This window comes from Thiomonas sp. FB-Cd (assembly GCF_000733775.1).
In the GTDB taxonomy this organism is placed as follows: Bacteria; Pseudomonadota; Gammaproteobacteria; order Burkholderiales; family Burkholderiaceae_C; genus Thiomonas_A.
In genome coordinates this window covers 571,326-585,573 of record NZ_JPOE01000002.1, presented here as the reverse complement: position 1 = coordinate 585,573, position 14,248 = coordinate 571,326, and the positions used below count along the sequence as shown (strand labels likewise).

The 14,248-nt window shown below is 60.8% G+C and carries 12 protein-coding genes; 3 read left to right on the top strand and 9 right to left on the bottom strand.

Annotated features, from left to right (window positions below; genetic code table 11):
- Window positions 1-180: 180 nt before the first annotated feature.
- Entirely contained in the window at window positions 181-681 is a 501-nt protein-coding gene (gene ispF, locus CD04_RS0102815) for a 2-C-methyl-D-erythritol 2,4-cyclodiphosphate synthase (protein WP_081857765.1), read from the bottom strand.
- Complete coding sequence (gene ispD / locus CD04_RS0102810; protein ID WP_081857955.1) at window positions 674-1,399, bottom strand: 2-C-methyl-D-erythritol 4-phosphate cytidylyltransferase; 726 nt, start codon at window positions 1,397-1,399, stop codon at window positions 674-676. The genes ispF and ispD overlap by 8 nt, the downstream gene beginning before the upstream one ends.
- Before the next feature lie 54 nt (window positions 1,400-1,453).
- Here ispD and mfd point away from each other — a divergent pair, with 54 nt between their 5' ends.
- Window positions 1,454-5,074 carry a transcription-repair coupling factor gene (mfd, locus tag CD04_RS0102805; RefSeq protein WP_051848873.1) on the top strand — a complete coding sequence of 1,207 codons (3,621 nt, stop codon included), beginning with the start codon at window positions 1,454-1,456 and terminating at the stop codon, window positions 5,072-5,074.
- A 74-nt stretch (window positions 5,075-5,148) separates the two neighbouring features.
- On the top strand, window positions 5,149-6,036 hold the full coding sequence (serB, locus tag CD04_RS0102800) for a phosphoserine phosphatase SerB (RefSeq protein ID WP_231480440.1): 888 nt from the start codon (window positions 5,149-5,151) through the stop codon (window positions 6,034-6,036).
- Between the two features lie 6 nt (window positions 6,037-6,042).
- Here the strand turns inward: serB and CD04_RS0102795 are convergent, their stop codons facing one another.
- Both CD04_RS0102795 and CD04_RS0102790 read right to left on the bottom strand, forming a co-directional pair.
- On the bottom strand, window positions 6,043-6,522 hold the full coding sequence (locus tag CD04_RS0102795; protein WP_031404282.1) for a LapA family protein: 480 nt from the start codon (window positions 6,520-6,522) through the stop codon (window positions 6,043-6,045).
- Between the two features lie 40 nt (window positions 6,523-6,562).
- A complete protein-coding gene (locus CD04_RS0102790; RefSeq protein WP_038167448.1) occupies window positions 6,563-7,798 on the bottom strand; it encodes a cystathionine beta-lyase in 1,236 nt (411 codons plus the stop codon).
- 266 nt (window positions 7,799-8,064) lie between these two features.
- Here CD04_RS0102790 and CD04_RS0102785 point away from each other — a divergent pair, with 266 nt between their 5' ends.
- On the top strand, window positions 8,065-9,390 hold the full coding sequence (locus CD04_RS0102785) for a hemolysin family protein (RefSeq protein WP_031404280.1): 1,326 nt from the start codon (window positions 8,065-8,067) through the stop codon (window positions 9,388-9,390).
- A gap of 30 nt (window positions 9,391-9,420) precedes the next feature.
- Here the strand turns inward: CD04_RS0102785 and CD04_RS0102780 are convergent, their stop codons facing one another.
- The 5 genes from CD04_RS0102780 to CD04_RS0102760 all read right to left on the bottom strand — a co-directional run bounded on the left by CD04_RS0102780 (window position 9,421) and on the right by CD04_RS0102760 (window position 14,158).
- Complete coding sequence (locus tag CD04_RS0102780) at window positions 9,421-10,419, bottom strand: branched-chain amino acid ABC transporter permease (protein ID WP_081857763.1); 999 nt, start codon at window positions 10,417-10,419, stop codon at window positions 9,421-9,423.
- Window positions 10,416-11,255 carry a branched-chain amino acid ABC transporter permease gene (locus CD04_RS0102775; protein ID WP_051849199.1) on the bottom strand — a complete coding sequence of 280 codons (840 nt, stop codon included), beginning with the start codon at window positions 11,253-11,255 and terminating at the stop codon, window positions 10,416-10,418. The genes CD04_RS0102780 and CD04_RS0102775 overlap by 4 nt, the downstream gene beginning before the upstream one ends.
- A gap of 136 nt (window positions 11,256-11,391) precedes the next feature.
- Window positions 11,392-12,585: an ABC transporter substrate-binding protein gene (locus CD04_RS0102770; RefSeq protein ID WP_031404277.1), complete on the bottom strand. Its 1,194-nt coding sequence runs from the start codon at window positions 12,583-12,585 to the stop codon at window positions 11,392-11,394.
- A gap of 26 nt (window positions 12,586-12,611) precedes the next feature.
- Window positions 12,612-13,394: an ABC transporter ATP-binding protein gene (locus CD04_RS0102765; protein ID WP_081857762.1), complete on the bottom strand. Its 783-nt coding sequence runs from the start codon at window positions 13,392-13,394 to the stop codon at window positions 12,612-12,614.
- A complete protein-coding gene (locus CD04_RS0102760) occupies window positions 13,391-14,158 on the bottom strand; it encodes an ABC transporter ATP-binding protein (RefSeq protein WP_031404275.1) in 768 nt (255 codons plus the stop codon). Before CD04_RS0102760 ends, CD04_RS0102765 begins: the two co-directional genes overlap by 4 nt.
- Between the last annotated feature and the right edge of the window lie 90 nt (window positions 14,159-14,248).

Sequence of the window (14,248 nt, the reverse complement as noted above, 5' to 3'; positions counted from 1 at the left end):
GAGACTCTGTCGCGCGATCTGCGGGTTAGCTGGGGAACGGCATGTTCAGGAATGCTCCGAACGCTACCACCAGCGGGAAAGACCGTCGAAAGGCATAAGTGTAATGCGGCACCGCATCACGGACAAGCGGCATGCTTCGCCGCAATTGGACGGAGTCCACCGCGCCCTGTCAGAACTGCCTCACGTCACTTGGCGCTGCAGCAGACAAACGGCGCTGGTGGCGATGCCCTCTTGGCGCCCGACGAAACCCAGGCGCTCGGCTGTCTTGGCCTTGATGTTGACCTGCTGCAGTGCGACACCCAACAGCTGGGCGATGGCGTTTCGCATGGGCTCGCGGTATGGAGCGAGCCTTGGCGCCTGCGCGCAAACGGTGCTGTCCACATTCATGATTTGCCAGCCCTGAGCGCGAATGGCTTTCACGGTCTCGCGCACCAAATCGCCCGAGTTGGCACCTTTCCAACGCGCGTCGGTGTCGGGGAAGTACGTACCGATGTCACCCAGCCCGGCTGCTCCAAGCAGGGCGTCGATGATGGCGTGCAGGAGCGCATCGGCATCCGAATGGCCCAGGAGGCCACTATGGTGCACAACCTCCACGCCTCCCAACATGAGGCGCCTGCCAGGCACCAGCGCGTGGATGTCTTCGCCCTGCCCCACCCGCCACTCCATGCGCAATTCATCCATGCTTGCACTCCGTTGGTGCCGGTGCGCTGCGAGCCAGCAGTATCGCTTCGGCCAGCAACAGGTCCTCGGCATAGGTGACCTTGAAGTTGCTGCTGCTGCCGGCAACCAGCAGCGGGCTCAGGCCCATCTGCTCCACAGCCGAGGCCTCATCCGTAATCTGTGCCAGATCGCTTCGCTCCAGCGCCTGGAGCAACGTACCGATACGAAACATCTGCGGCGTCTGTGCCAGCCACAGCCCCTCGCGGGGCACCGTCGTCGCAACGTGCCGCGCGCGCCCAATGGAACCGAGCGCTGCCCGCTTCAGCGTATCAGCCAGCGGCACCGCCAGAAGCCCGCCCACGGTGTCATGCTCGCACGCATCCATCAACCTTTCAATGGCGTCAGGCGTGACACAGCAGCGCGCAGCATCGTGCACCAGCGCCCACTCCTTCGCATCCACCCCGCGAGCCCGCAGCCACTGAAGTCCCTGAATCACGGTTTGCGCGCGCGTGACACCGCCTGCCTCCGCAACGCGCAAGCGAGGGTGCGCTGGCAACACCGCATGGGCCAGCACATCGCCTGGCTGTACGACCACAGTGATATCCGTCACCCTGGGGCACGCGAGGAACGCGCTCACCGCATGCGCCACGATGGGCGCACCTGCCACCCGGCGGTACTGCTTGGGCGCGTCACCAGGAAGGCGCGAACCTGCACCTGCGCTTGGAATGAGGACATGCATGGACATCGGATCACTTTGCCACGGCAACAAGCCGCACCTGCGAAAATTCTAGGCATGTCCCAAGATTCCATTGCGCAAACCCTTTTTCTCGCCCCAGGCCTGCCGGCGCTAAAGCCAGGAAACCGACTGTGGCTGCCCCGCCCGCCAGGAAGCAGCGATGCACTCCTGCTGGCCGAATTGGCAAAGGCCAACGCGCCATCCTCAATCGGTTGCGGGCCCTGGGTTGTCATCACTGCCGATCCTGCCGACGCCCAACGCCTGTTAGCGGAAATTGGCTGGTTCGCCCCGAGTTTGCGCGCTGGTGTGCTTCCGGACTGGGAAACACTTCCCTACGATGCATTCTCGCCGCATCAGGACCTCGTTTCGGAACGGTTGGCCACGCTTTGGACACTGCATCAGCAGGCACTGGACCTTGTTCTGGTGCCGGCCGCAACGGCCTTGCAGCGCTTGCCGCCAGCGTCCTTCCTGGCTTCACACACGTTTCACTTCCAAAAGGGCCAGCGACTGGACGAGGCCGCGCTTCGTGCCCAACTGGTGCTGGCTGGCTATGCGCACGTCACGCAAGTGGTCGCGCCAGGCGAGTATGCGGTGCGCGGTGGCCTTCTCGATCTGCACCCGATGGGTAGCGCCCTGCCCCTGCGTGTGGACCTGTTCGGCGACACGGTGGAATCCATCCACACGTTCGACCCGGACAGCCAGCGAAGCCTTTACACGGTCGACGCGGTGCGCATGCTTCCGGGCCGCGAATTCCCGCTGGACGACGCAGCCCGCCAGCGCTTTCGCGCGCAATGGCGCGAGCGCATCGAGGGCGACCCCAGCCGCAGCCCATTATACAAGGACATGGGTAGCGGCGTGGCTGGCCCAGGAATCGAGTATTACCTCCCGCTGTTCTTCGAACACACTGAAACCCTGCTGGACTATGCGGGGCCACATGGGGGCGTGGTACTCGTGGGCGACGTGGCCGGGGCGATGCGCCAGTTCTGGGCCGACACGAGCGAGCGCTGGCGGCTGCTACGCCATGACCCCGAGCGCCCCGCTCTTCCGCCTGCTCAGCTGTACATGAGCGAAGAGGAGTTCTTTCTGAGCATCAAGCCGCTGGTCCAACTGGGCCTGCGACAGGCGCCGCTTGCCGAACATGCAGTTGAAGGAGCGACGGAGGTCACACAAGCGGCCCCTGCGCTCGTGCCGATCAAGGCCGAAGCGACGAGCGATCCGAATGCGTCTGCGCCAGCCGGTCCGCAGCACGCGCTGGCCGCGCAAGCCCTGCCCGACCTTTCGGTCGAACGGCGAAGTGATAAGCCCCTAAGGCGCCTGCAGGGCTGGCTCGACGCCGGCGGCCGCGATGCGCATGCGCCGCTGCGCGTGCTGCTGTGCGCCGAATCGGCTGGACGCCGCGAGACCCTGCTTGAGCTGTTGCGCGCATCGCAATTGACCCCGCAAATCGTCGATGACTGGGCGTCGTTTACCTCTGCCGACACCGCATTTGGCCTGGCCGTAGCCCCGCTGGCCACGGGTTTCGCGCTTCCCGCCGCTGGCATAGGCCTGCTTACCGAGACCGAGCTGTTTGCTCTTTCACCGAGCCAGAGAAAGCACCGCAAGCAGGAGCGTGCCAGTGCCGTGGAAAACCTGGTCAGGGATCTGTCCGAACTCAAGCCCGGCGACCCTGTTGTCCACCAGCAGCATGGGATCGGCCGTTACCAGGGACTGGTCTCCCTGGACTTGGGTGACGGCCCGGCCGAGTTTTTGCATCTGCGCTATGCGCAGGATGCCTCGTTGTACGTGCCAGTGGCCCAGCTGCACCTGATCGCTCGTTATAGCGGCGTGGATCCCGACAATGCCCCGCTGCATACGCTCGGCTCAGGGCAGTGGGATAAGGCGCGCCGCAAGGCTGCCGAGCAGATCCGTGACACGGCAGCGGAACTGCTCAACATTTATGCGCGCCGGGCTGCGCGCCCCGGACACGGATTCCACTTTTCCGCCCAGGATTATGAGGCCTTCGCCGCTGGCTTCGGTTTCGAGGAAACGCCCGATCAGCGTGCGGCCATCCACGCCGTGGTTCAGGACATGATTGCGCCCAAACCCATGGACCGCCTGGTGTGCGGCGATGTGGGCTTTGGCAAAACGGAGGTCGCGTTGCGTGCCGCCTTCATCGCAGTGATGGGCGGCACGCAGGTGGCCGTGCTTGCCCCAACGACACTGCTGGCCGAGCAGCACGTGGAAACATTCCGTAATCGCTTTGCGGATTGGCCCGTGAAGATCGCCGAGCTCTCACGCTTTCGCTCGGCAAAGGAGGTCAAGGCATCACTGGAGGGCCTGGCTGCAGGAACGGTCGATATCGTGATCGGCACCCACAAGCTGCTGTCAGCCGACGTCAAATTCCAGCGCCTGGGACTGGTCATCGTCGACGAGGAGCACCGCTTCGGGGTACGCCATAAGGAGGCGCTGAAGGCGCTGCGCGCCGAGGTGGACATGCTCACACTCACGGCAACGCCAATTCCACGCACCTTGGGCATGGCGATGGAAGGCCTGCGCGACCTGTCTGTGATTGCCACCGCCCCGCAGAAACGCCTGGCCATCAAGACTTTCGTGCGCAATGAAAGCCGCGCCGTAATCCGCGAAGCCATCCTGCGCGAGATCAAGCGCGGCGGGCAAGTGTACTTTCTGCACAACGAAGTGGAGAGCATCTTGCGCCGGCGCGAGATGCTGGCTGAACTCGTACCCGAGGCCCGCATCGAAATCGCCCACGGTCAGATGCACGAACGCGAGCTCGAACGCGTGATGCGCGACTTCCACGCCCAGCGATTCAACCTTCTGCTTTGTTCGACCATCATCGAAACAGGCATTGACGTGCCTACGGCAAACACCATCGTGATGAGCCGGGCCGACAAGTTCGGCCTTGCCCAATTGCACCAGCTGCGCGGGCGCGTGGGCCGCTCGCACCACCAAGCCTATGCGTACCTCCTGGTACCGGACGTGCAGTCGCTGTCCAAAGCGGCGCAGCAGCGGCTTGACGCGATCACGCAGATGGAGGAACTGGGCTCAGGTTTTTACCTTGCCATGCATGACCTGGAAATTCGCGGGGCCGGCGAGGCGCTCGGCGAAGCACAGTCGGGAAACGTGCAGGACATTGGCTACCAGATGTACGTGGACATGCTTGGCGCTGCCGTCAAGGCACTCAAGGCCGGTCGCGAGCCGGACCTGCTGCACCCCCTGGGCGTGACCACCGAAATCAATCTCCACGAGCCCGCCTTGCTACCCGAGGACTATTGTCCTGACGTCCATGCCCGCCTCAACCTGTATAAGCGCTTGGCAAGCGCCGGCAGCGACGCCCAATTGCAGGAGGTAGCAGAGGAGGTCATCGACCGGTTTGGCCGCATGCCCGCTGCGGCGCTCAACCTGTTGGAGACACACCGCCTGCGCCTCCTGGCCGCGCGTTACGGCGTGCAAAAGGTGGACGCGGCCGAGACGCAGACTCTACTTCAGTTCCGCCCGAATCCGCCCGTGGACAGTGCGCGCATCATCTGGCTCGTGCAGAATCACCGACATGTGCGTTTGGCTGGCAACGATAGGCTGCGCATTGAGCGCGATGCCAAAGACGGGGCTGCCCGCGCCCGCTTGGTACGCGAAACCCTGGGATTGCTCGGTGAGCCTCGCGGCGAGGTTCTCGCGCTCTGAATTACGCTCCGTCCGGTTTTGTTTTAGGCCACGCATCGTCCAGCACCCCCGATCCCACCTTTTACTCTCGACCTTTGATCATGCACCACCTTGTCCTGCAAGTTGCCGCCCCCGCCACCCTGAATGCTGACCTCGTTGCCACGATTGCCGAACGCGTTCAGCCCTGCGGATTGGAAAAGCTGCCAAGCGCGCAAGGTGACTGGGGGCTGCAGGCCGTGCGCCTGCGGTCGATCGCCGTGGACCCACACGTGGTGCGCGCCCTGATGCCGCGTGTTGCACTCGAGCACAGCCTGGATTGGGCCATCGTTCCTGCTTCGATGCGGCTGGCCGATTTCAAACTGCTGGCACTGGACATGGATTCCACCCTGGTGGCAATGGAGACCATCGACGAACTGGGAGAGGCTGGCGGCAAGAAAGCGCAGATCGCGGAAATCACCGAGGCCGCCATGCGGGGCGAAATTACCGACTATGCCGAAAGTCTGCGCCGCCGCCTAGCCCTCTTGGCCGGGACTCCTGAAAGCGTTCTGCAATCGGTGTACGCCCGTATGCGACTGAACCCCGGCGCAGAAGCGCTAATTGCCGAAGCCAAGCAAGCCGGTCTGAAAGTGCTGCTGGCCACCGGCGGTTTTACCTGGTTCACCGAAAGGCTGAAAGACAGACTTGGGCTGGATTTTGTGGCGGCCAACACCCTTGAGATCCTCGGTGGCAAACTCTCGGGCCATCTGGTGGGTCCCGTTGTTGACGCCCACGGCAAGCGCCGCGCTCTGCTCGACACGTGCGCCAGCATCGGTTGCCTTCCAACACAAGCCATCGCCGTTGGCGATGGAGCCAATGATCTCGCCATGATGAATGCTGCAGGCTTGAGCGTGGCCTACCACGCCAAACCGGCTGTGCAGGATGCAGCAGCCGTGGCTCTGACATACTGCGGACTCGATGGAGTTCTGCCTCTGTTCGAGGCATGATCCCCCTTAGGTGCCTCTGTGGCTCGTGAGACGTTCGTCTAACTCGCCAATTGCTGCGGACAACCCGTTGCCCGTTTCAGTAATGTGCTGGGCCTGTGTCTGTTCCAGGCTGTCCATGTGGGCCGTGAGTTCCGCCTTGTACGCTTCGAGCAGCCCGGCCAAGCGGTTGAAACCAGCTTCCAGGCTCTGCTGCAGCTGCGTGATTCGGGAACTCTCAGCCTTCTCGGCCAACTCGCGTTGGACCTGCAACTCCTTCATCTGCTTGCGGCTCTCCAGCAAAGCAGCGGTCTGGACGTAAATGGCGAAGGCGAAAAAAACGAGCGCGACGGCGGCACTAAACGCCAGCATGACCAAGCCCAACGGCGCTTGCACGGCGCCAAAGCCCAGCGAAAGCGTCGTTGTCGCAGTGAACGCCCCCCAGTTGAGCGCGGCGAAGGCCGCCACCAGGATAAACAACACAATGAACACGATGGAGCGTAATCCCATGGCGTTTCCCTTTTCGATATTGAGCGGCGGCACCGCGCCGTTAGCGGAGACACGCGCGTATGGCCTGCGCGATATCTGCGATTAAGTCGTCCGGATCCTCCAAGCCGATGCTCAGACGCACCAAGGGGCTCCCGTGAGCCCATGCGTCGCCGCGCGTGGCGCCCATATCGTAGGGCACCACCAGGCTGAGCGGGCCGCCCCAGGAATAGCCGATTTTGAACAGCCGCAGCGCGTCAACGAAGGCGTCAACCTGCGCCGCATTCACCCAAGGTCTGAACGTGAAACTAAACAGGCCGGCTGCAGCGCTACAGTCGCGCACCCAGTTGGCATGTCCAGGACTGCCCGGCAAGGCCGGGTGGAGTACGGTCTGAACCTCGGGACGGGTCTGCAGCCAGGCAGCGATGCGTCGCGCAGACGCATCGTGCGCGCCGTAACGCAGAGCCAGGCTGTGTAAGCCACGCAATATGAGGCTTGCGTCGTCACCGCCCACGCCCAGGCCAAGGCGCATATGGGCATAAAGAAGCCTTTCGTGCAGCGCGTCGCCTCGGGTCATCACGGCGCCCATCAGCACATCAGCTCCACCAGACTGATATTTCGTGAGCGCCTGCATGGCGATGTCAACGCCAAGATCAAACGGCTTGAGCGCAATTCCCGCAGCCCAAGTATTGTCAAGGGCGGTGATGACACCATGCTCACGTGCGAGCTTTATCAGGGCACGGAGGTCGGGCATCTCCATTGTGACTGAACCGGGCGCTTCCAGCCACATCAGCCGTGTGTGCTGCGTGATGGCTGCGCGCGCGGCCACCACGTCGAGGGGGTCGTAAATTTGTACGGTGATTCCCCATCCGGTGAGGAGCCGCTCGGCCAGCTCGCGGCTTGGCCCATAGACGTTGGATGGCAACATGACGGCTTCACCTTGCGCGACAAGGGCCAGATCGACCAGAGCGATGGCGGACAAACCCGACGGGCAAAGCATGCAATGCCGTGCACCCTCGATCGCAGCCAATCGGGCCTCCAAAGTGAACGTCGTCGGGGTGCCGTGTAAACCGTAGGTGTACCCGTTCTTATGGCGCCAGTCGCGCGAGCGCATCGCTGCCACGCTTGGAAAAATGACGGTCGAGGCACGGTGAGTGGCAGGCTGCACGGCATCGAACCCGGCAGGCGGCTCATAAGACGGATGCTGCAGACTGGTGGCCACAGCACGCGTGTGTCCGAGCGTCTCAGGCTTTGTGTCGGGGTTCTGGTCTAATTGGGAACTGTGTTCGTTACTGGACATGGGTGAAGGTTCTCCATCGCTACGCTCTTTCGAGCCTCGGTTCAATATCCAAGCATAGAACCTGCGCGAGATCCGCAAATGCCCATGCCCTCTGCATTGGACCCAGCCCCCACACCCACGCGCCGCTCACCCCTGATCGCCGAAACCGGAGCCGGTGCCTGCGCGCCCTCGGCGCCCCCTTCCCCTGGAATGCCCTGCATGCGCGCCTTGGCGTGCGGCTGGTTGCCCGACGCCACTGGCCCTCTTACCTCCTGAGTGCTCCCATGATGACGGAAGTCTTGATTCTTCTCGCCTTGATCGTGCTCAACGGCCTGTTCGCCATGTCGGAAATTGCACTGGTCACTGCCCGCAGAGCCCGATTGACTGCCATGGCAGAGTCGGGCAGCGTCCCCGCAAGGGCCGCCCTCCAATTGACCGAACAGCCGACGCGGCTTCTGTCCACTGTACAGATTGGCATCACGTCCATCGGGGTGCTTAACGGCATCATCGGCGAGGCAGCGTTTTCAGCCCCCTTAAGCAGTTGGTTTCAGGGCTTCGGCATGCTGCCGCAGTTCGCCAACATTGCAGGCACGGCACTCGTCGTCATCGTCATCACGTACCTCTCGATCGTCATCGGCGAACTCGTCCCGAAGCGCCTTGGGCAGTTGGCGCCGGAGAAGATCGCACTGGTGATGTCCCAGCCGATGCTGATCCTGGCGCGCAGCGTGTCCGTGTTCGTCCGGTTGCTCTCCGTATCCACCGATTTGTTGCTGCGGCTCATGCGCGTGCGCACTGACGCACCGACGCACGTCACCGAAGAGGAGATCAACGTGGTCTTGGAGGAAGGATCCGACGCTGGCGTGATCGAGGTTCAGGAACATGAAATGGTCCGCAATGTATTCCGCCTTGACGACCGCCAGATTGCCTCCTTGATGACCCCGCGCAATGAAATTGAGTTTCTCGATGTCGAGGATCCATTGACCGACAATCTCAACAAGATCGCGCAGTCGCCCCACTCCCGCTTTCCCCTTGTCCGTGGTGATTTGGACGATGTGATCGGCTTGGTCTCAGCCAAGGAGCTTCTCGGTCGGTTCATACGTCGCGAGGGAATCGAGGATCTAAGCAAGGCATCCAGTCATGCCATTTTCGTGCCCGAGAGTCTCACGGGGCTCGAACTGCTGCAGACCTTCAAGCAAAGCCCGGATCACACGGCACTGGTTCTGGGCGAGTATGGACAGACTCTGGGCATCGTCACCGTGCAGGATATTCTGGAAGCCATTGCGGGCGAGTTCAAGAGTCACCCATCGGAAGAGCCTTGGGCCATTCAGCGCGAAGATGGATCTTGGCTTCTTGATGGCCTGATTCCCGTGGGCGATCTCAAGGACAAGTTGGGCCTCAAGTCCGTGCCAGAGGAAGAGAAGGCACGCTACAACACCCTGGCCGGCATGCTCATGCTGCTGCTGGCCCGCCTACCACATACGGGCGACCATATCGATTGGGGCGGCTGGCGATTCGAGATAGTGGACATGGATGGCAAGCGTATCGACAAGGTTCTGGTGTCACGCCAGACAATCGCGCCAGACCATGAGGCACTCCCGCCAGATGGGAATTGACAGCCAAAAAGGGGAAAGACACACGCTCGTTCAGCTGGCCGCCGGCTGTGCACTCCGCAGGCGAGCCCGCAGTTCGCCCACAATGCCGCGCCGGAACAGCAGTACACACAGCACGAAGATCGCGCCGATCACCATGCTCACTGAGTCGTTGAGCTGGCTGAACCATTGAATCCCAGTGACATGCACCAAGAACCGCGCGATGGTTCCCATCTTCTCCTCAAGCACTGTAACAATGAGCGCACCAAGGACTGGACCAAGGTCTGTACCCAGACCGCCCAGTAGGGTCATGAGGATCACAAGACCCGATGTGGCCCAATGCACATCGGTGAGAGTCTCAAAGCCCATGACTACCGCCTTCAATGCCCCGGCCAACCCCGCGAATCCGGCCGATAGCAGGAACACGCCAAGCTTGTAGCGGTTGACGCGGTAACCCAGTGAAATCGCACGCGGCTCGTTTTCGCGCACAGCCTGCAAGATCTGCCCGAACGGTGAACTCACCACGCGCCGCATGAACCACCAGCTTGCCACAAACACCGCCAAGACCAGGTAGTACATCACACGGTCGGACTGCAACGACAGCCCGAACATGCTGCCGCGCGGTATACCCTGCAGACCGTCCTCACCACCCGTGAAATTCGCCTGCAGACAATAAAAATAGACGATTTGCGCGAGCGCCAGCGTGATCATGGAAAAATAGATGCCCTGTCTGCGCACGGCAAGCAATCCCATCACCAAACCGATGGCCAATGCGGCCAGCACCCCAATGAGCACTCCCGCCGGGGTTGGCCAACCCCAAGTGGTGAGCGCCAGACCGGTGAGGTAACCCGCCCCACCGAACAAAGCGGCATGACCGAAGGAGATGAGCCCCGCGTAACCAGCCAGCAGGTTGAAGGCGCATGCGAACAACGCAAAGCACATCATCCGCATGCCCAGCACCGGATACAGGCCGAGCCAGGGTGCAGCCACAGCCAGAGCTAGCGCGACCCAGGCCACAACAACGGGAATGCGAGTACGCCAGAGCATGGTCATCGATCCCTGCCGAACAGCCCCGCGGGCCTTGCGGTAAGCACCAGCGCCATGAGAATAAACACGACCGTGGTGGAAATGGGCGCATAAAGGACCTTGGCAAGCCCCTCGATTAAGCCCAGCGCCAAGCCCGAGACGATCGCCCCAACTACCGAGCCCATACCGCCAATGACCACGATGGCGAAGACCACGATGATCAGATTGGACCCCATCAGCGGTGATACCTGGATGACCGGAGCGGCCAACACGCCGGCCAATCCGGCAAGTGCTGAGCCGAATGCGAACGTGGACGTGACCAGCAGCGGAAAATTGATGCCAAAGGCTTGAACCAAGGCGGGATTCTCGGTCCCCGCCCGCAAATAGGAGCCGAGCTTGGTGCGCTCGATCAACAGCCAAGTGCCGAAGCACACCACGACGCTGGCCACCACGGCAAAGGCCAGGTAGGAAGGCAAGAACATAAAGCCCAGATTCAGCGTGCTTCCGAGTACCTCGGGCGGGTTATAGGGCGCGCCCGCCACGCCGAAAAAGGAGCGGAAGATGCCCTCAATCAGCAGCGTCAGGCCAAAGGTCAACAGCAAACCGTAGATCGGATCCATCCCACGCAAGCGTCGCAGCATCAGACGCTCGACCCCCACGCCGATCAATCCCACTAGAAGTGGCGCAATGAACAGCATCCACCAGAACCCGAGGTCGAAATACTGCCTGCCGATCCAGGTAAACATTGCGCCCATCATGAAAAACGCGCCATGGGCGAAATTCACCACGTCCATAAGGCCGAAAATCACCGCAAGGCCCAATGACAACATGGCATAGAAAGCACCGTTGACCAGACCGAGCATCAACTGGCCAAGCAGCAGAGGCAGGGGGAATCCGAAAAGTTCAGGCAATCGCGACCTCGATCGATGGTCAATTCGTGGTTACAAGAAGATCAGGCCCGCCATGGAGCCTGATCCGCCGCTCAGGGGGATTGTTCCCTTATTTGTCCAGAGGGCAACCGTAAGCGGACGCTGGCCCAAACGCATCATTGCCAGGAATGGTCTGCACCAGCTTGTAGTAGTCCCAAGGCTCTTTTGACTCCGCCGGCGTCTTGACCTGTTCAAGATACATGTCGTGGATCATCAAGCCGCTCGGGCGCATGAATCCATCATGCATGAACATGTCGTTGACTTTCATCTTGTGAAGTTCGGCCATCACCTTGGTGCCATCGGTCGTTCCTGCCGCTTTCACGGCTTTCAGATAGGTGAGCGTGGCCGAATAGTCGCCAGCCTGTACGAACGTTGGCATCGCGTGCATCTCCTTCTCATAACGCTCAGACCAGGCGCGCGACTGGGCATTCTGATTCCAGTACCAGGGCGTCGTCAGGTACAAGCCCTGCGCGGCCGGAAGACCGACTGCGTGGATATCGGTAATGAACAGCAAGAGACCAGCTAGCTTCATGGTCTTGGTCACACCGAATTGATTCGCCTGCTTGATGGAGTTGTCCGAATCGCCACCTGCATTGGCCAGCCCAAGCACTTGTGCCTTTGAAGCCTGAGCCTGCAACAGATAGGACGAGAAATCAGCCGATCCGAGCGGCGCATACACTTGGCCCAGAACCTTGCCTCCGTCGGCCTCGACCACCTTCGCCGCCTCGCCCTCCAGGGATTTGCCAAACGCGTAATCCGCGGTCAAGAAGTACCAGGTTTTACCCCCGTTTTTGATCATGGCACTTGCCGTGCCGCGGGCCAAGGCAGTGGTGTTGTATGCATACATGACCGTGTATGGCGTGCACTGTTTGCCCACAATGGTCGAGGCGCCGGCGCCAACCACGAAGAACGGCTTCTTGAACTGCGCGGCAACCGGTTCCATTGCCAGTGCCGTGGCGCTGTTGGTGCCGCCGATCAGCATGTCCGCGCCGTCTTGCGAAAAGTACTCCTTGGCCTTACCCGCGGCGAGATCGGCCTTGTTCTGGTGATCAAAGCTCATGAGCTCAATCTTGCGCCCCAGCACACTGCCGCCAAAGTCCTGGATCGCCATCTTGATGGCGGCCACGCCCCCGGAACCATCCACCGCCGAATACACCCCGGACAGATCCGTAATGAAGCCGATTTTCACCGGCGCCTCAGCTTGGGCCATGGCTACCGTGCCCAATGCCAATGCAAGGGCTACGGTCAGTTTTGAGAGTTTCATGCAAGTCTCCTAGTGGATGTGTTGAATCAAATACCGAGTAAACCCCTGAGCTCAGCACGGTGCCCATCGAGATCGGCGCGTGCAATTTCCAGAACGATCCGGCCACCTTCCATCACGTAAAAACGGTCCGCCAGGTTCGCTGAAAATCTGAAATTCTGCTCAACGAGCAAAATGGAAAATCCCTTTCTCTTCAGTTCCTCGATTGCCCGACCCAGCGCCTGCACGATCACCGGTGCCAAGCCCTCCGAGATTTCGTCAAGCAAGAGAAGGCGTGCTCCGGTGCGAAGAATACGGGCGACTGCAAGCATCTGTTGCTCGCCCCCGGATAATCGCGACCCGGGACTGTTTGCACGCTCTTTCAAATTTGGGAAAAGGGCATAAATCTCATCTAACGCGACACCTGAAAATCCAGTTGGCAATTCTGGTGGCAACAAAAGGTTTTCGCGGGTTGACAAGCTTGCAAAAATGCCCCGCTCCTCCGGGCAATAACCGACCCCCAAGGCCGCCACACGGTGCCTGGGCAAGCCGATCACCTCCTGACCGAAGACGCGGATACCGCCGCTGCGTGCGCTGGTGAGCCCCATGATCGCCCGCAAAGTAGTGGTGCGACCGGCGCCGTTGCGTCCCAGCAAGCAGACGGTTTCGCCAGCCCCAACGACAAGATCAACGCCATGCAGGACATGCGACTCGCCATACCATGCATGCAGATTGGCGATATTCAGGGCTTCCACCCCCCCCTCGAAGCCGGCGGCCGTGCGTTGCTCGGCAGCGCCTGTCGTCGCATGCTGCGGCGTCGCAATTGCGCTCATGCGGCCAATTCCTCCTCGGCATCACCCATATAGGCAGCAATCACCTCGGGGTTGCGCGACACTTCCGCATAACTGCCCTCTGCCAATACTTGCCCACGCTGCATGACCGTCACCCGATCACAGATCCGCGCGATAACCGACATATTGTGTTCGACCATCAACACCGTTCGGCCTTGCGCCACGCGCTGGATCAAATTCGTCACCTGTTGCACGTCTTCATGGCCCAGACCCTGAGTGGGCTCGTCCAGCAATAGCAGTTTTGGATTCATTGCCAAAGTCGTCGCCAGTTCCAGAGCCCGCTTATGCCCGTACGGCAAATTTACGGCCAGTTCGTGCGCGTGCGTCGATAGCCCGACCAAATCCAAAAATCCCATGGCTTCGTCATCCAACTTTCTGAGGACGCGCGATGAGACCCAGAACTGGTAAGCAAGACCTGCGGCACGTTGCAAACCCACACGCACATTTTCGAGCAAGCTCATGTGCGCAAAAGTCGCACTAATTTGGAAAGAACGAACCATTCCCAGCCTCGCAATATCGGCGGGCTGCATTTTCGTAATATTCCGATTCTGAAAGTAAATAACACCAGAAGTCGGCTCGAGAAACTTGCTGAGCAGATTAAAGCAGGTTGTTTTACCCGCGCCGTTTGGACCGACAAGCGCATGAATCGAACCTTCCGCGATTTCCAGATTGACGTTCTGGACTGCCGCGAATCCCGAAAACTGCTTGCTGAGCCCTTGCACCCTCAGGATAGCTGTACTCGACATTGTTGTTTCAATTTGGGTTTACGACATTCTGCTGCAACGCACAGTGCCTATTCAAGCTCTTTAACCCTGGGTAAACCCTGAACGCATTTC